The organism is Serratia sp. DD3, from assembly GCF_000496755.2.
Map to the genome: position 1 here is coordinate 15,335 of NZ_AYKS02000011.1, position 20,564 is coordinate 35,898.

General features: G+C 49.8%; 20 protein-coding genes. 19 read left to right on the forward strand and 1 reads right to left on the reverse strand.

Annotation, left to right across the window (positions count from 1 at the left end):
* Window positions 1-7: 7 nt before the first annotated feature.
* Genes IO95_RS00835 through pcp form a run of 3 tightly spaced genes read left to right on the forward strand, consistent with a single transcriptional unit; the run spans window position 8 to window position 2,400 of the window.
* Window positions 8-739: a DUF969 domain-containing protein gene (locus tag IO95_RS00835; protein ID WP_023490659.1), complete on the forward strand. Its 732-nt coding sequence runs from the start codon at window positions 8-10 to the stop codon at window positions 737-739.
* Window positions 736-1,743 (forward strand): DUF979 domain-containing protein, encoded by a 1,008-nt coding sequence (locus IO95_RS00840; RefSeq protein WP_023490660.1) that lies wholly within the window; start codon window positions 736-738, stop codon window positions 1,741-1,743. Before IO95_RS00835 ends, IO95_RS00840 begins: the two co-directional genes overlap by 4 nt.
* Before the next feature lie 12 nt (window positions 1,744-1,755).
* The gene (gene pcp, locus IO95_RS00845; RefSeq protein ID WP_023490661.1) at window positions 1,756-2,400 is read left to right on the forward strand and encodes a pyroglutamyl-peptidase I; all 645 of its coding nucleotides are present in this window, start codon (window positions 1,756-1,758) and stop codon (window positions 2,398-2,400) included.
* 83 nt (window positions 2,401-2,483) lie between these two features.
* On the opposite strand, the gene IO95_RS00850 is transcribed toward pcp, so the two are convergent.
* Window positions 2,484-3,770 (reverse strand): citrate synthase, encoded by a 1,287-nt coding sequence (locus tag IO95_RS00850; protein WP_023490662.1) that lies wholly within the window; start codon window positions 3,768-3,770, stop codon window positions 2,484-2,486.
* Window positions 3,771-4,375: 605 nt separating this feature from the next.
* Between IO95_RS00850 and sdhC the strand changes: the two genes are divergently transcribed.
* From sdhC to tolA, 16 genes are all read left to right on the forward strand, one after another.
* On the forward strand, window positions 4,376-4,765 hold the full coding sequence (sdhC, locus tag IO95_RS00855) for a succinate dehydrogenase cytochrome b556 subunit (RefSeq protein ID WP_037383366.1): 390 nt from the start codon (window positions 4,376-4,378) through the stop codon (window positions 4,763-4,765).
* Window positions 4,759-5,106 (forward strand): succinate dehydrogenase membrane anchor subunit, encoded by a 348-nt coding sequence (gene sdhD, locus IO95_RS00860; protein WP_023489831.1) that lies wholly within the window; start codon window positions 4,759-4,761, stop codon window positions 5,104-5,106. The genes sdhC and sdhD overlap by 7 nt, the downstream gene beginning before the upstream one ends.
* Window positions 5,107-6,873 (forward strand): succinate dehydrogenase flavoprotein subunit, encoded by a 1,767-nt coding sequence (gene sdhA / locus IO95_RS00865; protein WP_023489830.1) that lies wholly within the window; start codon window positions 5,107-5,109, stop codon window positions 6,871-6,873.
* A gap of 16 nt (window positions 6,874-6,889) precedes the next feature.
* Window positions 6,890-7,606 carry a succinate dehydrogenase iron-sulfur subunit gene (locus IO95_RS00870; RefSeq protein WP_023489829.1) on the forward strand — a complete coding sequence of 239 codons (717 nt, stop codon included), beginning with the start codon at window positions 6,890-6,892 and terminating at the stop codon, window positions 7,604-7,606.
* 413 nt (window positions 7,607-8,019) lie between these two features.
* Window positions 8,020-10,827, forward strand: a complete 2,808-nt coding sequence (gene sucA, locus IO95_RS00875; protein WP_023489828.1) for a 2-oxoglutarate dehydrogenase E1 component — start codon at window positions 8,020-8,022, stop codon at window positions 10,825-10,827.
* Window positions 10,828-10,845: 18 nt separating this feature from the next.
* Complete coding sequence (gene odhB / locus IO95_RS00880) at window positions 10,846-12,063, forward strand: 2-oxoglutarate dehydrogenase complex dihydrolipoyllysine-residue succinyltransferase (RefSeq protein WP_023489827.1); 1,218 nt, start codon at window positions 10,846-10,848, stop codon at window positions 12,061-12,063.
* Window positions 12,064-12,285: 222 nt separating this feature from the next.
* Entirely contained in the window at window positions 12,286-13,452 is a 1,167-nt protein-coding gene (gene sucC / locus IO95_RS00885) for an ADP-forming succinate--CoA ligase subunit beta (protein WP_023489826.1), read from the forward strand.
* 2 nt (window positions 13,453-13,454) lie between these two features.
* On the forward strand, window positions 13,455-14,327 hold the full coding sequence (sucD, locus tag IO95_RS00890; protein ID WP_023489825.1) for a succinate--CoA ligase subunit alpha: 873 nt from the start codon (window positions 13,455-13,457) through the stop codon (window positions 14,325-14,327).
* Window positions 14,328-15,057: 730 nt separating this feature from the next.
* A complete protein-coding gene (gene cydA, locus IO95_RS00895) occupies window positions 15,058-16,626 on the forward strand; it encodes a cytochrome ubiquinol oxidase subunit I (RefSeq protein ID WP_023490679.1) in 1,569 nt (522 codons plus the stop codon).
* Window positions 16,627-16,641: 15 nt separating this feature from the next.
* Window positions 16,642-17,781 carry a cytochrome d ubiquinol oxidase subunit II gene (gene cydB, locus IO95_RS00900; RefSeq protein ID WP_023490678.1) on the forward strand — a complete coding sequence of 380 codons (1,140 nt, stop codon included), beginning with the start codon at window positions 16,642-16,644 and terminating at the stop codon, window positions 17,779-17,781.
* 17 nt (window positions 17,782-17,798) lie between these two features.
* On the forward strand, window positions 17,799-17,912 hold the full coding sequence (gene cydX / locus IO95_RS23760) for a cytochrome bd-I oxidase subunit CydX (protein WP_023490677.1): 114 nt from the start codon (window positions 17,799-17,801) through the stop codon (window positions 17,910-17,912).
* Window positions 17,912-18,208 carry a cyd operon protein YbgE gene (gene ybgE / locus IO95_RS00905; RefSeq protein WP_023490676.1) on the forward strand — a complete coding sequence of 99 codons (297 nt, stop codon included), beginning with the start codon at window positions 17,912-17,914 and terminating at the stop codon, window positions 18,206-18,208. Before cydX ends, ybgE begins: the two co-directional genes overlap by 1 nt.
* Window positions 18,209-18,371: 163 nt before the next feature.
* Window positions 18,372-18,776, forward strand: a complete 405-nt coding sequence (gene ybgC / locus IO95_RS00910; protein WP_023490675.1) for a tol-pal system-associated acyl-CoA thioesterase — start codon at window positions 18,372-18,374, stop codon at window positions 18,774-18,776.
* The gene (tolQ, locus tag IO95_RS00915) at window positions 18,773-19,456 is read left to right on the forward strand and encodes a Tol-Pal system protein TolQ (protein ID WP_023490674.1); all 684 of its coding nucleotides are present in this window, start codon (window positions 18,773-18,775) and stop codon (window positions 19,454-19,456) included. The genes ybgC and tolQ overlap by 4 nt, the downstream gene beginning before the upstream one ends.
* A 12-nt stretch (window positions 19,457-19,468) precedes the next feature.
* On the forward strand, window positions 19,469-19,897 hold the full coding sequence (gene tolR, locus IO95_RS00920) for a colicin uptake protein TolR (RefSeq protein WP_023490673.1): 429 nt from the start codon (window positions 19,469-19,471) through the stop codon (window positions 19,895-19,897).
* 78 nt (window positions 19,898-19,975) lie between these two features.
* The coding region (gene tolA / locus IO95_RS00925; protein WP_037383369.1) for a cell envelope integrity protein TolA at window positions 19,976-20,564 on the forward strand (589 nt) is incomplete at its 3' end.

Below are 20,564 nucleotides of genomic sequence, written 5' to 3' on the forward strand. Positions count from 1 at the left end.
CTTTGCTATGCAACAAGTTGTCAATCTCTGGCCACTGATCGGTATTGCCGTCATTGTGGTAGGATTTTTTTTGCGTTTTAACCCAGTATTGGTGGTGATTGTCGCCGGTATTATCACCGGGCTGGCGGCAATGATGCCGTTGGCAACCATTTTGGAAAAGCTTGGCGAAGGCTTTCTTAATACACGCAATTTACCCCTGATCCTGCTGTTACCGTTGGCGGTCATTGGCTTGCTAGAGCGCCATGGCTTGAAGGAGCATGCTCAGGCGTGGATTGCCAAAATCAAGAGTGCCACCGCCGGGCGTTTGCTGATTGTTTACCTGTTTGCCCGTGAAGTGACGGCAGCAATGGGGTTGACCAGCCTAGGGGGGCACCCCCAGATGGTGCGTCCCTTGTTGGCACCGATGGCTGAAGGGGCGACGGAAAACCGTTACGGCGACCTGCCTGACTCTGTACGCTATCGGTTACGTGCTATGTCTGCCGCAACGGATAACGTGGGGCTATTTTTTGGCGAAGATATTTTTGTCGCTTTCGGTGCAATTATCTTTATGCATAACTTTATGCAGGAATCGGCGGGGATTCAGACCGAACCGTTGCATATTGCGCTGTGGGGGATCCCAACGGCTATTTTTGCTTTCCTGATCCACGCCTTCCGTTTGCACCGCATGGACAAGCAGTTAACCGCTGAACTGAACAAACTTAACCAGGCAGCCATGCAGGCGAAGGGAGGTAAACAATGATTTTCCAGCAACAATATCTTTACTGGCTGGCCGGCGTGGTGTTGTTGGCCGTCGCGGTGATGTCATGGCGTGACAGGGCCAATCCTCGTCGCGTTACTACCGGGTTGTTCTGGGGGTTATACGGGCTGATCTTTCTGGTGGGTGACTGGACCTACGGGCTATTTGGTACTGGTGCTGAAGCCAAACGCCAACTGAATATGGTGGTGGGTGGGCTGGTGGTGCTGATGGCCTTGATCGCCGGTTTTGGTGGCGTGCGCCTCGGCAGTTATCATCAGCGTAGCCAGCAGGAACGTGAAGCCAGTGCCCAGCGCTTGGGGAATCGGCTGTTTATTCCGGCCCTGGTGATCCCTGTGGGCACTGTGATTGGCGTATTGCTGTTTAGCAATATTCCGGCATTGCAAAATGCGTTATTTGGCAGTGGTAATCATTCTACCTTGATTACCTTGTTTTCGATGGCCGTTGGCTGCCTGTTGGGGCTGATTATTGCGGTGAAAATGACCCACGAGAAGGTATTGCAACCGGTGCAGGAAGCGCGTCGTCTGCTGGACTCCATTGGTTGGGCCTTTATTTTACCGCAGATCTTGGCGACGCTTGGTTTGTTATTTACCACCGCCGGGGTCGGCACCGCCATTTCCCATCTGACCCAAGAATATCTGGTGGTGGATAACCGTTTTGTCGCGGTGGCAGTGTACGCCATTGGCATGGCACTGCTGACCATGGTGATGGGTAACGCCTTTGCGGCTTTCCCCATTGTTACCGCAGGGATTGGTATTCCAATTTTGGTACTGCAACATGGCGGGGATCCGGCGGTGATGGCGGCAATTGGGATGTTCTCTGGTTATTGCGGCACCTTGATGACGCCTATGGCAGCCAACTTTAACATTGTTCCCGCCGCGTTACTGGAATTACCGGATAAGAATGCGGTGATCAAGGCGCAGGTCCCCACCGGGCTGGCGTTGCTGCTGGTTAACGTATTCCTGCTCTATTTCCTGATGTTCCTGTAGGAGAATCAAGGTATGCAAAAGGTATTGATTACAGGTTTTGAACCCTTCGGTGGCGAGCAGGTGAATCCGTCCTGGGAAGTGGTCAAGCAGCTTGATGGATTGCAAATAGCCGGGGCACAGATTATTGCACGCCAATTACCTTGTGTATTTGGTGAGGCGTTAACAGTGCTGAATGCGGCCATTGATGAACTGCAGCCTCAACGCGTATTAGCAATTGGTCAGGCCGGAGGGCGCAGCGATATTAGCGTTGAGCGGGTGGCGATCAACGTTGATGACGCGCGCATTGCCGATAATCAGGGTCAGCAGCCGATTGACCAGGCGATTGTTGAACATGGCCCGGCGGCCTATTTCAGTACTTTGCCGATCAAGGCGATAGTCAATGCGTTGCGGCAGGCCGGTATTCCTGCTTCGGTATCACAAACTGCGGGTACTTATGTTTGTAATCATGTGATGTATGGCCTGTTACATCGTTTAAGCAGCCAACCGCAAATCAAGGGCGGGTTTATTCATATCCCTTACCTGCCAGAACAAGCCGCACATCACCCAGGGCAACCGAGTATGGCCGCTGAAACGGTCTTGGCCGCACTGAAATTGGCTATTTCCCTGACGCTGCGCGTGGAGCAGGATTTGAAAGTGGCTGGCGGCACAATACATTGAGGTTATTGATACACTTGTGATGTTGGTTTACCCATAAGCAATAAATAATGAGCCTCATTGCTGAGGCTCATTTTCATGGCTTTTTATTTTACCTGAGGCTTAAACTGCCGTTCGGTATAACCGGTATACAACTGGCGCGGACGGGCGATCTTAATGCCTTCATCGTGCATTTCGTTCCAGTGAGCGATCCAGCCGATGGTCCGGGCAATAGCGAAGATAACGGTAAACATTGAGGAAGGGATCCCCATCGCTTTCAAGATAATCCCTGAGTAGAAATCAACATTCGGGTAGAGTTTCTTCTCAATAAAGTAGGGGTCGTTCAGCGCGATATGTTCCAGCTCCATTGCCACTTCTAGCAGATTGTCATCTTTCCTGTTCAACTCTTTTAACACTTCATGGCAGGTTTCACGCATTACGGTGGCACGCGGATCGTAATTTTTGTACACCCGGTGGCCAAAGCCCATCAGACGGAAAGAGTCGTTTTTATCTTTGGCACGCTTGATAAACTCTGGAATATGCTCAACGGTTTTGATCTCTTCCAGCATTTTCAGTGCCGCTTCGTTAGCACCACCGTGTGCCGGTCCCCATAGGGAAGCAATACCTGCCGCGATACAGGCAAACGGGTTAGCGCCCGAGGAACCTGCCGTACGCACCGTTGAGGTGGAGGCGTTTTGCTCGTGGTCAGCATGCAGGATAAGAATGCGGTCCATGGCACGTTCCAGCACCGGGTTCACCACATAATCCTCACAAGGGGTAGCAAACATCATACGCAGGAAATTGGCGGAATAAGAGAGATCGTTACGTGGGTAAACAAAGGGTTGCCCGATAGAATACTTGTAACACATCGCCGCCACGGTTGGCATTTTTGATAGTAAGCGGAATGCGGTGATTTCACGATGGCGTTCGTTGTTAACATCCAGCGCATCGTGATAGAACGCGGCTAATGCCCCGGTTACCCCACAGAGCACCGCCATTGGGTGTGAGTCACGGCGGAACCCTCTGAACAGATGAGTGATCTGATCGTGGATCATGGTGTGGCGAGTTACCGTGGTGATGAAGGTTTCGAGTTGTTCTGCGGTTGGTGCTTCACCATAAAGCAGGATATAGCACACTTCCAGATAGGTGGACTCTTTTGCCAACTGTTCAATCGGGAAGCCACGGTGCAGCAAAATGCCCTTATCGCCATCGATAAAGGTTATTTTCGATTCACAAGAAGCGGTAGAGGTAAAACCGGGATCAAAGGTGAAATAACCTTTAGAGCCCAGCGTGCGAACGTCAAGAACATCGGGGCCCAGCGTGGGGGTGAGTATACCCAGTTCGATCGGATCTTTGCCATTATTGATGTTAAGCGTCGCTTTCTTATCAGTCATTTACCGTCTCCTTAGCGCTTTAATTTAAAAACCTTTAATTACTGAAATACCTTAAATCTCTGCCAGTAGCTCACAATAAAGTGCTGACAATGCTAACTCTGTGAGCCACTACGCAAATGTGCAGGTAGAGCACCGAGTCGTCGTCCGATGCGCAGCATGATGATTCACTGTTGCATATCTTATGCATCAAGGAAAGCGTCTCTGCAGGTTCTCTCAGTCATCGCAGGTTCGATTTTTACACTATTTGTAATTTAGATGTTGATTCATTGTCAAATCAGATAATTAATTTTGTACAGAATGTGATAATCGTGAGCTGAATCACTGTTCGAGGGAAATGTTACTAAAGCTATTGTATTGGAATTGTAATGGGAATGTGAACCTCCTATACTGCCGCCAGGTCTCCGGGTTACCCTGAAGTAGGAGCACCCAGCGTTATATACCCCGTATTTAAAGTTGCAGCTAGGTATCAATGTGGTGGGTATAAGTACGTATGGTTTGAGCATAAAGGATAGTGATGCTTAACCATTTGACGTATAGGGGCTTGTTACCCTTGATGCTGTCTGAACCTTGTCCAGGCCCGGAGGAAGGAAGATAATGAGAGCTGTGTGGGCCTAAATGTGAAAAAACAAAGACCTGTCAATCTTGATCTGCAAACGATTCAGTTTCCTGTAACTGCGATAGCGTCCATCTTACACCGAGTCTCTGGCGTAATTACTTTCGTTGCCGTAGGTATTCTCCTCTGGCTGCTGGGCATTTCACTCTATTCTCAAGAGGGATTCCTGCAAGCGGCTGCCATTATGAATAGCTTCTTCGTGAAATTCATCTTCTGGGGGATCCTCACTGCATTGGCCTATCACATTTGCGGTGGCATTCGTCACTTGTTAATGGATTTTGGCTGTATCGAAGAGAATTTAGCCACCGGTATACGTTCAGCCCAAGTGGCGTTCGTGTTGACGGTTGTGCTGTCAATTCTGGCTGGAGTCCTCCTATGGTAAACAATGTTTCTGCATTAGGGCGTAACGGCGTACACGACTGGTTATTACTGCGTGCTTCTGCCATTGTCATTACCCTGTATGTTCTCTATATCCTGGGCTTTTTTATCACCGCCCCAGCGATAACCTATGAAGTCTGGCGCGGTTTCTTTGCCAGTTCCATCACCAAGGTGTTCACCGTGCTGACATTATTGTCGGTTCTGGTACATGCCTGGGTGGGAATGTGGCAGGTGCTGACTGATTATATCAAGCCGTTGGCGTTACGCCTGGTACTGCAACTGGCTATTGTTGTGGTTTTGCTGGTTTATTTACTGTACGGAACCATCGTCGTGTGGGGAGCTTAAATGAAACTGCCAGTCAGAGAGTTTGACGCTGTTGTTATTGGTGCCGGTGGTGCAGGTATGCGCGCGGCATTGCAGATTTCCCAAGCAGGCTCAACCTGTGCTCTGCTTTCAAAGGTCTTTCCGACCCGTTCCCACACGGTATCGGCTCAAGGTGGTATTACCGTAGCCTTGGGTAACAACCATGAAGATAACTGGGAATGGCACATGTACGATACGGTGAAAGGTTCTGATTATATTGGTGATCAGGACGCCATCGAGTATATGTGTAAAACCGGTCCAGAAGCGATTCTGGAGCTGGAACATATGGGGTTGCCATTCTCACGTCTGGATGATGGCCGTATTTATCAGCGCCCATTTGGCGGGCAGTCATTGAATTTTGGCGGTGAGCAGGCTGCTCGTACCGCCGCCGCCGCAGACCGTACCGGTCATGCGTTGCTGCATACGCTGTACCAACAAAATCTGAAAAACCACACCACTATTTTCTCTGAATGGTACGCTCTGGACCTGGTTAAAAATCAGGATGGTGCCGTGGTAGGTACCACCGCTATCTGTATCGAAACCGGTGAAGTAGTGTACTTCAAAGCCAAAGCAACTATCTTGGCGACGGGCGGTGCCGGGCGTATCTATCAATCCACCACCAACGCTCACATTAACACCGGTGATGGTGTTGGTATGGCACTGCGTGCCGGTGTACCGGTGCAGGATATGGAAATGTGGCAGTTCCACCCAACAGGTATTGCCGGGGCGGGTGTGCTGGTTACCGAAGGATGCCGTGGTGAGGGTGGCTACCTGCTGAACAAACACGGTGAGCGTTTTATGGAACGCTATGCGCCCAACGCCAAAGACTTGGCAGGACGCGACGTAGTAGCCCGTTCGATTATGATCGAAATCCGGGAAGGGCGCGGTTGTGATGGTCCGTGGGGGCCACATGCCAAGTTGAAGTTGGACCACCTGGGCAAAGAGGTTCTGGAATCACGTCTGCCGGGCATTTTAGAGCTGTCTCGTACGTTCGCCCATGTCGATCCAGTGAAAGAACCTATCCCAGTGATCCCAACTTGCCACTATATGATGGGTGGCATTCCAACCAAAGTTACTGGCCAAGCGTTAACAGTCAATGAAAAGGGTGAAGATGTCGTGGTGCCTGGTTTGTTCGCTGTGGGTGAAATTGCCTGTGTCTCAGTACACGGTGCCAACCGCCTCGGTGGCAACTCATTACTGGACCTGGTGGTGTTTGGCCGTGCTGCGGGTATGCATCTGCAAGAGTCCTTGGCTGAGCAGGGCGAAAGCCGCGATGCCAGTGAATCCGATGTTGAAGCCTCGCTAGAGCGTTTGAACCGTTGGAACAATACCCAATCTGGTGAAGATCCGGTTGAAATCCGTAAAGCGTTGCAATCCTGTATGCAGAATAATTTCTCGGTGTTCCGTGAAGGTGATGCTATGGCGAAAGGGTTGGCAGAGTTGAATGTGCTACGTGAACGCCTGAAGAATGCCCGGTTGGATGATACATCTAGCGAATTCAATACCCAGCGTATTGAGTGCCTGGAGTTGGATAACCTGATGGAGACGGCTTATTCTACTGCGGTTTCAGCCAATTTCCGTACTGAGAGCCGTGGTGCGCATAGCCGCTTTGACTTCCCGGATCGGGACGATAACAACTGGTTGTGTCATTCGCTCTATCTGCCGCACTCTGAAAGCATGACGCGCCGTGAAGTGAACATGCAGCCGAAACTGCGTGCAGCATTCCCGCCGAAAGTGCGTTCTTACTAATTGCGGAGCCAGACTGATGAAACTCGAGTTCTCTATCTATCGCTATAATCCGGATGTTGATAACGCCCCGCATATGCAGGATTACACCCTCGAAGCGGAAGAGGGGCGCGATATGATGTTGCTGGATGCGTTGATCCAACTGAAAGAAACAGATCCGACCTTGTCGTTTCGCCGCTCTTGCCGTGAAGGGGTTTGTGGCTCAGATGGCGTCAATATGAATGGCAAGAATGGCTTGGCCTGTATCACGCCGATCTCATCGTTGCGTAAAGGCAACAATAAGATAGTGATCCGTCCACTACCTGGGTTACCCGTTGTACGTGACTTGGTGGTTGATATGGGGCAGTTTTATACTCAGTATGAAAAAATTAAGCCGTTTTTACTGAATGATGGTACGAATCCACCCGCTCGCGAGCATTTGCAGTCACCGGAAAATCGGGCAAAATTGGATGGCTTGTACGAGTGTATTCTCTGCGCTTGTTGTTCAACGTCTTGCCCGTCGTTCTGGTGGAATCCGGATAAATTTATCGGCCCTGCAGGTCTGTTAGCAGCCTATCGCTTCCTGATTGACAGCCGCGATACAGAAACGGCAGCAAGATTGGATTCTTTGGATGATGCTTTCAGTGTTTTCCGCTGTCACAGTATTATGAACTGTGTCAGTGTTTGTCCTAAGGGCTTGAATCCGACTCGTGCAATTGGTCATATCAAGTCGATGTTACTGCAGCGTGGGGCATAACAGAGACCTAAGCTGATTCCTGCGGCAGGGGCTTTACCCCCTGCCAGCTTGAATGGCGATGGAACTAGATGTAACGCCGAGCTTATTTCCGGTTTACATTCCAAGGAAGGGGATCTCTAAAAGCTGACTTAGGGGCTGGCGATCGGTAACCGACGTTTTCCGCCAGTTTTTAGAGGTTCCTTGCTGGGCCGTAAGGTCCAAAACAGAACGTGCAGTGAGTGTTTATACGTTTTTACCCGATGAATTTCCGGTCGTAGCCAGTTGCTCCACAAGGGGTGGTGTTTCAGGGTTGTGAGTAAGAAAATCCAGGGTACAAGCACGTCGAGTGAACCGTTTTTATGACGAACCGTATTAGTACGGTAATTATGTTAACCACGGCGAAAACTGAAGCTTTAAAAGCTTAAGGGATCATAATGCAGAACGGCGCAATGAAGGCCTGGCTGGATTCCTCCTATCTAGCGGGCGCGAACCAGTCGTACATAGAACAGCTCTATGAAGACTTTTTGACCGATCCGAGTTCCGTTGAAGATAGCTGGCGGTCCATTTTTCAACAGCTACCCACCGCGGGTGTCAAACCCGACCAGCTCCACTCCCAAACGCGAGATTATTTCCGCCGCCTGGCGAAAGAACCCGCACGTTATAACTCATCAATCAATGACCCGGAAACAGATGCTAAACAAGTTAAGGTTTTGCAACTGATTAACGCCTTCCGTTTCCGTGGGCATCAGCACGCAAACCTTGATCCACTTGACTTGTGGAAACAGGAGCGGGTGCCGGATCTCGAGCCAGCGTATCACAATTTGACCGAGGCCGATTTTCAGGAAACGTTCAATGTGGGTTCTTTTGCTATTGGCAAAGAAACCATGAAATTAAGTGATTTGTATGCAGCACTGAAACAGACCTATTGTGGTTCCATCGGTGCTGAATATATGCATATCACCAATACCGAAGAGAAACGCTGGATTCAGCAGCGCATTGAATCTGTGGCAGGGCTGGCGAGCTTTACCGCAGATGAAAAGCGCCGTTTCCTGAGTGAACTCACTGCCGCTGAAGGGATGGAGCGTTACCTGGGGGCGAAATTCCCAGGGGCCAAACGTTTTTCGCTGGAAGGGGGTGATGCGCTGGTACCGATGTTGAAAGAAATGATACGTCATGCCGGCAAAAATGGTACCCGAGAAGTGGTACTGGGGATGGCACACCGCGGCCGTTTGAACGTGCTGATTAACGTGTTGGGCAAAAAACCAGCGGACCTGTTCGATGAGTTTGCTGGTAAGCATAATGAACACTTAGGCACCGGTGATGTTAAATATCACCAAGGCTTCTCCTCTGATGTCGAAACCGAGGGGGGGATGGTTCACCTGGCACTGGCGTTTAACCCATCGCATCTGGAAATTGTCAGCCCGGTGATTATGGGCTCGGTACGTGCGCGTCGTGATCGTTTAGATGAGGCACGCAGCAATATGGTGTTGCCAATCTCCATCCATGGTGACGCGGCTATCATCGGCCAAGGGGTAGTGCAGGAAACCCTGAATATGTCGCAGGCTCGTGGCTATGAAGTCGGCGGCACTGTGCGTATCGTGATCAACAATCAGATTGGTTTTACTACCTCGAACCCGCTAGATGCCCGTTCGACACAATACTGTACCGATATCGCCAAAATGGTGCAGGCACCGATATTCCATGTGAATGCTGATGATCCAGAGGCAGTCGCCTTTGTGACCCGTTTGGCGTTGGATTTCCGTAATACCTTCAAGCGTGACGTTATGATCGATCTGGTCTGTTATCGCCGTCATGGGCATAACGAAGCGGATGAGCCAAGTGCTACCCAGCCAGTGATGTATCAGAAGATCAAGAAACACCCAACACCACGTAAAATCTACGCCGATGTTCTGGCGGAAGAGAACATTGCCACCCTGGAAGATGCCACGGAAATGGTCAACCTATACCGTGATGCACTTGATCGTGGTGACTGTGTGGTTGAAGAGTGGCGTCCGATGAATCTGCACTCTTTCACCTGGTCGCCCTACCTGAACCATGAATGGGATGCTGATTATCCTAGCAAGGTCGAGATGAAACGTCTGCAGGAACTGGCACAGCGTATCAGCACAGTACCTGAAGCGATCGAAATGCAGTCACGGGTGGCAAAAATCTACGGTGATCGTGCCGAGATGGCTGCGGGCAATAAACCATTTGACTGGGGAGCGGCAGAAACCCTGGCTTATGCAACGCTGCTGGATGAGGGTACTCCGATCCGTATTTCCGGTGAGGATGCCGGTCGTGGAACTTTCTTCCACCGTCATGCTGTGGTCCATAACCAGAAAAATGGCTCTGTTTATATACCGTTGGACAATATTCACAGCGGACAGGGGGTGTTCAATGTCTGGGACTCCGTTCTGTCTGAAGAGGCTGTTTTAGCATTTGAATATGGTTATGCCACCGCTGAGCCCCGTACGCTGGCTATCTGGGAGGCGCAATTTGGTGACTTTGCCAATGGTGCTCAGGTAGTGATCGACCAGTTCATTAGTTCGGGTGAGCAGAAGTGGGGCCGTATGTGTGGTCTGGTGATGTTGTTGCCTCATGGGTATGAGGGGCAGGGGCCGGAACACTCGTCAGCTCGTCTGGAACGTTACCTGCAACTCTGTGCAGAACAGAATATGCAGGTCTGCATTCCGTCTACGCCAGCACAGGTTTACCATATGTTACGCCGTCAGGCGCTGCGCAGTATGCGCCGCCCATTGGTGGTCATGTCACCGAAGTCTCTATTGCGCCATCCATTAGCCATTTCCTCTCTGGATGAACTGGCAAATGGGTCTTTCCAGTTGGCGATTGGCGAAGTCGACGAACTGGCACCGAAAGCCGTTAAACGTGTGGTGCTCTGTTCGGGTAAGGTTTATTACGACCTACTGGAACAACGCCGCAAGAATGACCAGAAAGATGTTGCGATTGTGCGTATTGAGCAGTTGTACCCGTTCCCGCACCAAGCGGTGCAAGCGGTGTTGAAGCAATATGCTCATGTGCATGATTTTGTCTGGTGCCAAGAGGAGCCATTGAATCAAGGGGCATGGTATTGCAGCCAGCATAACTTCCGTGACGTGATTCCGTCCGGGGCTTCGTTACGTTATGCCGGACGCCCAGCCTCTGCTTCTCCGGCCGTAGGTTACTTGTCCGTACACCAGCAGCAGCAACAGGCGCTGGTGAATGACGCGCTGAATATTGATTAAAAAATTAAAGGAAAGCTAATGAGTAGCGTAGATATTCTGGTTCCTGACCTGCCTGAATCGGTTGCCGATGCCACGGTGGCCACTTGGCATAAAAAACCAGGTGATAAAGTCAACCGTGATGATGTGTTGGTTGAAATCGAAACAGACAAAGTGGTGTTGGAAGTTCCTGCCAGTGAAGCGGGCATCCTTGATGTATTACTGGAGGATGAAGGGGCGACAGTGACCTCACGCCAGATTCTTGGCCGTATCCGTTTGGGTGATAGTTCCGGTATGCCGACTGAAGAGAAGAGTCAGAGCGTGCAACCTACCCCGGCACAACGCGCCACTGCCAGCCTGAATGACGAGAGCAATGAGGCACTGAGCCCGGCGATTCGCCGCCTGATTGCGGCCAATGACCTTGACGCAGCCGCGATTAAAGGCAGTGGGGTTGGGGGGCGAATCACCCGTGAAGATGTGGAAGCTCACCTGGCAACTCAGCAAAAAAGTGCGGCAGAGCCTGTTGCTCCAGTGGTAGCCCCGCAACCTGTGCTGACTGGGCGCAGTGAAAAGCGTGTACCAATGACTCGTCTGCGTAAACGTGTAGCAGAACGTTTGCTGGAGGCGAAGAACAGCACCGCAATGCTGACTACCTTTAACGAAATCAACATGCAGCCGATTATGGATCTGCGTACCCAGTACGGTGAAGCCTTTGAAAAACGTCATGGGGTTCGTCTGGGTTTCATGTCCTTCTACATTAAAGCGGTGGTTGAAGCGTTGAAACGCTTCCCGGAAGTCAACGCTTCAATTGATGGTAGTGATGTGATTTATCACAACTACTTTGATGTCAGTATCGCGGTATCGACACCTCGTGGTTTGGTTACCCCTGTGCTGCGTGATGTCGATACGCTGAGCATGGCGGACATCGAGAAGAAAATTAAAGAACTGGCGATTAAAGGCCGTGATGGCAAGTTGACAGTGGAAGAGCTCACCGGAGGTAATTTCACTATTACCAATGGCGGGGTATTCGGTTCATTGATGTCCACTCCGATCATCAACCCACCACAAAGTGCCATTCTTGGAATGCATGCCATCAAAGATCGTCCAATGGCGGTTAATGGTCAGGTCGTGATCCTACCGATGATGTATCTGGCGCTTTCCTATGACCATCGCCTGATTGATGGAAGAGAGTCTGTGGGCTTCCTGGTGGCGGTAAAAGAGATGTTGGAAGATCCGGCCCGTCTGTTGCTGGACGTTTAATCCCTCGACGTAAACGGATTTACATTGCCGCAGAAGGTGATGTAGCAAGGCTCAAGGATGAGCTGTCGTGGAGAAATTAATGTCTCAGCAGTTCAAATGGCGACGGGTATCTATGGGAGAAGGAGACTGATCCCAAACTCTGTGCTACGTGGCCGATAGATCATGCGGGCTTCCGCGAAAGTGACTCGGCTGAAATTTTCAGATCTGAATGGATAGAACATCATGAATTTACACGAATATCAGGCAAAACAGCTATTTGCTCGGTATGGCATGTCAGTACCAACCGGTTATGCCTGTAATACACCGCGTGAAGCAGAAGAAGCCGCCTCTAAAATTGGCTCCGGTCCGTGGGTTGTGAAATGTCAGGTTCATGCTGGTGGCCGTGGTAAAGCAGGTGGCGTTAAACTGGTTAGCAAAAAGGAAGAGATCCGCGCGTTTGCTGAAGCTTGGTTAGGCAAACGTTTGGTGACTTATCAGACAGATGCGCTGGGGCAACCGGTGCACCAGATCCTGGTAGAAACCGCCACTGATATTGATAAAGAACTCTATTTAGGTGCGGTCATTGATCGTGCAAGTCGCCGTATCGTGTTTATGGCTTCCACCGAAGGTGGTGTTGAGATCGAGAAAGTGGCGGAAGAAACGCCAGAACTGATCCACAAAACCATCATTGACCCACTGGCTGGCCCGCAGCCATATCAAGGCCGTGAGCTGGCATTCAAACTGGGTTTGAGTGGCAAGCAGGTCGGTCAATTCAGCAAGATCTTTATGGGATTGGCGACGTTGTTCCTGGAGCGTGACCTGGCGATGGTGGAGATTAACCCGCTGGTGATCACCAAACAGGGTGACCTGGTGTGCCTGGATGGCAAACTGGGGGCGGATGGCAATGCGTTGTTCCGCCAACCTGAGCTACGTGAAATGCGTGATCTTTCCCAAGAAGATGAGCGTGAATCCCGCGCTGCCCAATGGGAGCTGAATTATGTTGCTCTTGATGGCAACATCGGTTGCATGGTGAATGGTGCCGGTCTGGCGATGGGGACCATGGACATTGTGAAGTTACACGGTGGCGAACCCGCTAACTTCCTTGATGTGGGTGGTGGAGCAACCAAAGAGCGTGTGACTGAAGCGTTTAAAATCATCCTCTCTGATGAGAAGGTGAAAGCGGTTTTCGTGAACATTTTCGGCGGTATCGTGCGTTGTGATCTGATTGCTGAAGGCATCATTGGTGCGGTAGCGGAAGTGGGTGTTAATGTCCCGGTGGTGGTCCGTCTGGAAGGGAACAACGCAGAGCTCGGTGCCAAGAAATTGGCAGACAGTGGGCTGAATATCATTGCTGCAACTAGCCTGAGTGATGCGGCTTCGCAAGTTGTTGCTGCCGTGGAGGGGAAATAATAATGTCCATTTTGATCGATAAAAACACCAAAGTCATTTGCCAGGGTTTCACGGGTAGCCAAGGGACCTTCCATTCAGAGCAAGCTATTGCTTATGGCACCAAAATGGTCGGTGGGGTGACACCGGGTAAAGGGGGAACTCAGCACCTTGGTTTGCCCGTATTCAACACCGTACGTGAAGCTGTGGCAGCCACTGGCGCGACGGCATCGGTAATTTATGTTCCTGCACCATTTTGTAAAGACTCGATTCTTGAAGCGATTGATGCTGGCATCAAATTGATTATCACTATCACAGAAGGTATCCCAACCCTGGATATGTTGACGGTGAAAGTGAAGCTTGATGAAGCGGGTGTCAGGATGATCGGCCCTAACTGTCCTGGGGTGATCACACCAGGGGAGTGCAAGATTGGTATTATGCCTGGCCATATACACCTACCTGGCAAAGTGGGGATTGTTTCCCGTTCCGGTACGCTGACTTATGAGGCGGTAAAACAGACCACTGATGCAGGCCTCGGTCAGTCTACTTGTGTCGGCATCGGTGGTGATCCGATTCCGGGATCTAATTTCATCGATATCCTGAAAATGTTTGAGCAAGATCCGCAAACAGAAGCGATAGTGATGATCGGTGAGATTGGTGGTAGTGCGGAAGAAGATGCTGCAGCTTATATCAAAGCGCATGTAACCAAGCCGGTTGTTGGTTACATTGCTGGTGTTACTGCGCCTAAAGGTAAGCGTATGGGCCATGCGGGTGCAATTATTGCCGGTGGCAAAGGGACTGCTGATGAGAAATTCGCTGCTCTAGAGGCCGCAGGGGTGAAAACAGTACGCAGCCTGGCTGATATTGGTGATGCAGTGAAAGCGGTGCTAATGCGTTGATCGGATGACAATATTCCGTTTGATTTATGTGACAGCGCAAGCATTAGCCACTCACCTTGGCTGCTTCAATCATGACGGATAAATTTTCTGACTGGCCACCCATTGAGGTGGCCTTTTTTAACGATGCATGTATCTTAATAGGAATTATTATTACTGACAGTTTGGATATGGGCCGTATGCAGAAACTGTGAAGTATAAGCAGACGTGAATAATGACGTGTATTACTTAATTGAAAGTACAATAAAATGTATTTTCATTCACATCAAATTAACAATGATATATCAATAAAGAACAATTAACGCATTGATTTACTGTCTGTAGTGCGGGTTCTATTAATTAGGTAATTAATCTGGTAATCATATTCAGAATGGCTTAAATTGTTTTAGATCAAAATAAACCCAGCGCTCGCTTTGGACTGGTTTTTGACCTGTCACCAAAACTCTAACACAGGTCACGTAAAAACCTATTTATTGTGTGTGCTTTGACGAGTATCATGCCATTGTGTAATTAGGAATGGTTGATCTTGTTGCATTTGTTACCTACTGTTGGTTTTCATTGCTGTGTTTTTGCTCGCCTTTATGGGGGTAACAATCCAGGAGTGAAAACGGCAAGGTTGAATAAAACTTGTTGTGTTTAAAGGCATTCACTGCGAAGTATTATCGGCTATTCTTGATTAAGTCATACCGATAACCGCAAATTGTAGTCTTCCTGCGAGGAGCAAGGAGTCAAGATGTTTGATATTGTCGAACTGTCGCGCTTACAGTTTGCTTTAACGGCGATGTACCACTTCCTATTTGTCCCATTAACGCTGGGGATGGCGTTTTTGCTGGCAATTATGGAAACGGTATATGTGCTGTCAGGCAAACAAATCTATAAAGATATGACCAAATTCTGGGGCAAGTTGTTCGCAATCAACTTTGCTCTGGGTGTGGCCACCGGTTTGACTATGGAGTTCCAGTTCGGGACTAACTGGTCATACTTTTCACACTACGTCGGTGATATCTTCGGAGCCCCACTTGCTATTGAGGGGCTGATGGCGTTCTTCCTGGAGTCAACGCTGGTTGGGCTCTTCTTCTTTGGTTGGGATCGTCTCAGCAAGATACAGCACATGACGGTAACCTGGTTGGTAGCCCTAGGCTCTAACCTGTCTGCGTTGTGGATCCTGGTGGCTAACGGTTGGATGCAGAACCCGATTGCTTCTGAATTCAACTTTGAAACCATGCGAATGGAGATGCTGAGCTTCTCCGAACTGGTGCTTAACCCGGTTGCACAGGTAAAATTTGTCCATACTGTCGCGGCAGGTTATACCACCGGTGCGATGTTTATCCTGGGTGTCAGCTCTTACTATCTGCTGAAAGGGCGTGATATTGCTTTTGCCAAGCGTTCTTTTGCTATTGCTGCCAGCTTCGGTATGGCCGCGATCCTGTCTGTTATCGTACTGGGTGACGAATCTGGTTACGAAATGGGGGATGTGCAAAGAACCAAACTGGCTGCTATTGAAGCTGAATGGGAAACGCAACCCGCACCTGCGGCATTTACTCTGTTCGGTATTCCGAATCAAGAGAAGATGGAGAACTCGTTCACTGTTCAGATTCCATGGATGCTTGGCCTGATTGCTACCCGCTCTATTGATACCCCGGTTATCGGCCTGAAGGATTTGATGGTTGAACATCAGGTACGTATCCGCAACGGTATGAAGGCTTATCAGTTGTTGGAAGAGCTGCGTGGTGGCAATACCGACCCTGCTGTTCGTGACGCTTTCAATGAGAAGAAACAGGATCTGGGCTACGGTATGCTGCTTAAGCGTTATACCGATAATGTGGCTGACGCCACGGAAGCACAGATTCAGAAAGCGACTCAAGACTCTATTCCACGTGTAGCCCCATTATACTTCTCCTTCCGTATCATGGTGGCCTGTGGCGTAATCATGCTGTTTATCATTGGTATGTCTTTCTTGAGCGTGTTGCGTAACCGTATTGGCGAGAAGAAATGGCTACTTCGTGCGGCGCTGTTCGGGATTCCATTACCTTGGATCGCCTCAGAAGCCGGTTGGTTTGTGGCAGAGTATGGTCGCCAACCATGGGCAATAGGTGAAGTGCTGCCTACTGCACTGGCTACTTCTTCCTTGAGTACGGGTGACGTCCTGTTCTCGATGGTGCTGATTTGTGGCTTGTATACCCTGTTCCTGGTGGCTGAAATGTACCTGATGTTCAAATATTCGCGTCTGGGTCCAAGCAGCTTGAAAACTGGCCGCTATCACTTTGAACAACCGACTGCTGCCATGCAGGAAGCGCACTAAACAGGAGTCCAAGATATGTTTGACTATGAAGTATTGCGATTTATCTGGTGGATCCTGGTTGGCGTATTGCTGATCGGTTTTGCCGTCACCGATGGTTTCGATATGGGTGTCGGCATACTGGTGCGCATTATCGGTAAAACGGATAATGAGCGTCGGATAATGATCAACGCCATTGCCCCACACTGGGATGGTAACCAGGTATGGTTGATTACCGCCGGTGGTGCATTATTTGCTGCCTGGCCAATGGTATACGCTGCTGCGTTCTCTGGTTTCTATATTGCGATGATTCTGGTGTTGGCTGCGTTGTTTTTCCGCCCTATTGGTTTTGATTACCGTTCTAAGTTGGAAAACAACAGCTGGCGTAATATGTGGGACTGGGGCATCTTTGCGGGTAGTTTTGTGCCTGCAGTGGTATTTGGTGTGGCATTTGGCAACCTGTTGCAAGGGGTGCCGTTCCATATCGACACGACTGCGCGCCTGTTCTATACCGGCAGCTTCTTCGGATTATTGAATCCGTTTGCTCTATTGGCCGGTATTGTCAGCCTGACCATGCTGGTCACTCAGGGGGCAACTTACCTGCAAATGCGTACTACGGCGGAAGTTTACCTGCGTTCACGCGCAGCAGCGCAGATTTCTGCGTTGGTGATGGGGGTATGTTTCCTGCTGGCCGGTGTTTGGTTGGTGTACGGTATTGATGGTTTTGTAGTGACTTCAGCACTGGATACGGCAGCGCAGTCCAACCCATTGCGCAAAGAGGTTGCTCATCAAGCGGGTGCCTGGTTGATTAACTACAACAAGTATCCGATCCTGTGGGCTCTGCCAGCACTCGGGGTGATTTTGCCACTGTTGACTATCCTGTTCTCTCGCTTCGGGAAAGGTGCAATGGCATTTGTGACCTCGTCATTGACCTGTGCTTGTGTGATCCTGACGGCGGGTGTCACCATGTTCCCGTTTGTTATGCCATCAAGCACTGTGCCTAATGTCAGTCTGACGATGTGGGATGCCACCTCCAGCCTGTTCACGCTGCAAGTGATGACTGTTGTGGCGATTATCTTCGTGCCTATCGTTCTGGCGTACACCATCTGGTCGTACTACAAAATGTTTGGTCGCTTGGATAAGAATTTTATTGAAAACAACAAGCATTCACTGTACTAAGCAAAAGGAGCTAAACCATGTGGTATTTTGCCTGGATCCTCGGAACGCTTCTTGCTTGTTCCTTCGGTATTATTACAGCTCTGGCGCTTGAGCACATTGAAGATTCAAAAGCACAGCAAGACAATAAGTGATGAGTTCAGCATTGATAGATAAGCTGTATGCTATCGCAGACAAGGGCCCGTTAAGGGCCCTTTCACTGGTGTTGGCGTTGATTTTGGCTGGGTGTATTTTTTGGGATCCCACACTTTTTGCCGCACGCACCAGTTCATTGGCGATTTGGCAAGGTCTGTTGCTGATGTGGGCTGTGTGTGCCGGTCTGGTTCACGGTGTTGGGTTCCGCCCCCATACGCTGTTTTGGCGTGCCTTTTTTGCGCCATTACCAGCAATAATCATCCTAGTGGCAGCATTACTTTACGTTTCTTTATAAATAGCTGGCCCAAGCATGGTGTAAGCCCCTTTGACGGGCTAAGTCTCTATGCCATGGGCCGTATTTACCCATAATTATTTCCATTCTCCCCGAGTAACCCATTCCAAACCCGATCTCTCTTGCGTATAGTAATATCGTTAAATCGCATTGGTTTGGAAGTCTTGTGAGTAATACGTTATTTCGATGGCCAATTCGGGTCTACTATGAAGATACCGATGCTGGTGGGGTGGTTTACCATGCTCGCTATGTCGCCTTTTATGAACGAGCACGCACTGAGATGTTGCGCCAGCGTAACTTTCATCAACAGCAGTTGCTCAGTGAACATATCGCTTTTGCTGTCCGGCGTATAACGGTGGATTATCTACACCCCGCTCGTCTTGATGACATGCTGGAAGTGAAAAGTAAAATCACCTCAATACGCGGGGCTTCTCTTACGTTTGCTCAATGCATTATAAATTCTGATGGTACTCTTTTGAGTAAGGCCGATGTATTGATTGCATGTATTGATCAACACCAAATGAAGCCGATAGCGCTTCCTAAGTCTATTGTCGCGGAGTTTAAGCAGTGACTGACATGAACATCCTGGATTTATTCTTGAAGGCGAGCCTGCTGGTTAAGCTTATCATGTTGATTTTGATATGTTTTTCAGTGGCATCTTGGGCGATTATTATCCAGCGGACACGCATTTTGAATGCGGCAACGCGTGACGCCGAAGCGTTTGAAGACAAGTTTTGGTCGGGCATCGAGCTTTCGCGTTTGTATCAAGAAAGTCAGTCGCGCCGTGATAGCCTGACTGGCTCAGAGCAAATTTTCTATTCGGGCTTCAAGGAGTTTGCGCGTTTACATCGTGCCAATAATCATGCGCCAGAAGCGGTGATTGAAGGGGCCACGCGAGCGATGCGTATTTCCATGAATCGTGAACTGGAAATGTTGGAAACGCATATTCCATTCCTCGGTACCGTGGGTTCCATCAGTCCCTATATTGGGTTGTTTGGTACGGTGTGGGGGATCATGCATGCTTTTATTGCCTTGGGGGCGGTTAAGCAAGCAACCTTACAAATGGTGGCACCCGGTATCGCGGAAGCATTGATTGCTACCGCGATAGGTCTATTCGCCGCGATCCCTGCCGTCATGGCTTACAATCGTCTTAACCAGCGGGTTAACAAGCTTGACCAGAATTACGACAACTTTATGGAAGAGTTTACCGCTATTCTGCATCGCCAGGCCTTCTCCAGCGACAGCAAATAAGTAGGGGGTAGCATGGCGAAAGTTCGTGGTCGTAACCGGCGGGAGCTCAAGTCGGAAATCAACATAGTTCCGTTGCTGGATGTATTGCTGGTGTTGCTGTTGATATTTATGGCAACTGCGCCAATCATAACCCAAAGTGTTGAGGTGGATTTACCGGATGCAACTGATTCCAAGACAGTGTCCAGTGATGATAATCCACCGGTGATCCTCGAAGTTTCTGGCGTAGGGCAATACACTCTGGTGGCTGATCATAACCGCATGGAACTGTTGCCACCAGAGCAGGTGGCGGCAGAAGCCAAATCACGTTTGGCGGCTAACCCGAAGACGGTTTTTTTGATCGGTGGGGCCAAGGAAGTACCCTATGATGAGATTATCAAGGCGTTAAATATTCTTCATCAAGCGGGGGTAACTTCTGTAGGGCTGATGACTCAGCCAATTTGACCCTGAGGTCAGAGGTAACCCAGTTCCTGCTTTTATTTGGCGGGAACACGTTTAAGCACCAGTTTTTGGGAATCTATTTTGGTAAAGGCAACTGAGCAAAACGATAAGCTGAATCGCGCCGTTATTGTATCGGTGGTTCTGCACATCCTATTGATTGCCCTGTTGATTTGGGGATCACTGCAAGAAAACGCCGAAATGAGTGCTGGCGGTGGCGGTGATGGTTCTGTAGTAGGGGCAGTGATGGTCGACCCGGGTGCTGTCGTCGAGCAGTATAATCGCCAGCAGCAGCAGAGTAGCGATGCCCAGCGTGCAGAAAAACAGCGCCAGAAGAAAGCGGAACAGCAGGCGGAAGAGTTACAGCAGAAGCAGGCAGTAGAACAACAACGCCTGAAGAAACTGGAGCAGGAGCGTTTGGCGGCACAGGAAAAAGCGGCGCAGGACGCTAAGGTACAAGCTGAACAGCAAAAAGCGGCCGAGGTTGCGGCTGCTAAGGCTAAAGAACAACAGAAAACAGCCGAGGAGGCTGCAGCGAAAGCCAAAGCTGAGGCAGATAAAATAGTCAAAGCACAGGCAGAGGCTCAGAAGAAAGCGGAAGCGGAAGCCAAAAAAGAAGCGGCTGTTGCTGCAGCAGCTAAAAAGCAGGCGGAAGAGGCGAAGGCAGCGGGGG

Excerpts from the sequence above, each read along its gene's own strand:
- cydX (WP_023490677.1), top strand. The coding sequence starts at position 17,799 with ATGTGGTATTTTGCCTGGATCCTCGGAACGCTTCTTGCTTGTTCCTTC.
- ybgE (WP_023490676.1), top strand. The coding sequence starts at position 17,912 with ATGAGTTCAGCATTGATAGATAAGCTGTATGCTATCGCAGACAAGGGC.
- IO95_RS00840 (WP_023490660.1), top strand. The coding sequence starts at position 736 with ATGATTTTCCAGCAACAATATCTTTACTGGCTGGCCGGCGTGGTGTTG.
- cydA (WP_023490679.1), top strand. The coding sequence starts at position 15,058 with ATGTTTGATATTGTCGAACTGTCGCGCTTACAGTTTGCTTTAACGGCG.
- sdhA (WP_023489830.1), top strand. The coding sequence starts at position 5,107 with ATGAAACTGCCAGTCAGAGAGTTTGACGCTGTTGTTATTGGTGCCGGT.
- sdhD (WP_023489831.1), top strand. The coding sequence starts at position 4,759 with ATGGTAAACAATGTTTCTGCATTAGGGCGTAACGGCGTACACGACTGG.
- IO95_RS00870 (WP_023489829.1), top strand. The coding sequence starts at position 6,890 with ATGAAACTCGAGTTCTCTATCTATCGCTATAATCCGGATGTTGATAAC.
- cydB (WP_023490678.1), top strand. The coding sequence starts at position 16,642 with ATGTTTGACTATGAAGTATTGCGATTTATCTGGTGGATCCTGGTTGGC.
- odhB (WP_023489827.1), top strand. The coding sequence starts at position 10,846 with ATGAGTAGCGTAGATATTCTGGTTCCTGACCTGCCTGAATCGGTTGCC.
- sucD (WP_023489825.1), top strand. The coding sequence starts at position 13,455 with ATGTCCATTTTGATCGATAAAAACACCAAAGTCATTTGCCAGGGTTTC.
- IO95_RS00835 (WP_023490659.1), top strand. The coding sequence starts at position 8 with ATGCAACAAGTTGTCAATCTCTGGCCACTGATCGGTATTGCCGTCATT.
- IO95_RS00850 (WP_023490662.1), bottom strand. The coding sequence starts at position 3,770 with ATGACTGATAAGAAAGCGACGCTTAACATCAATAATGGCAAAGATCCG.
- tolR (WP_023490673.1), top strand. The coding sequence starts at position 19,469 with ATGGCGAAAGTTCGTGGTCGTAACCGGCGGGAGCTCAAGTCGGAAATC.
- sucA (WP_023489828.1), top strand. The coding sequence starts at position 8,020 with ATGCAGAACGGCGCAATGAAGGCCTGGCTGGATTCCTCCTATCTAGCG.
- sucC (WP_023489826.1), top strand. The coding sequence starts at position 12,286 with ATGAATTTACACGAATATCAGGCAAAACAGCTATTTGCTCGGTATGGC.
- pcp (WP_023490661.1), top strand. The coding sequence starts at position 1,756 with ATGCAAAAGGTATTGATTACAGGTTTTGAACCCTTCGGTGGCGAGCAG.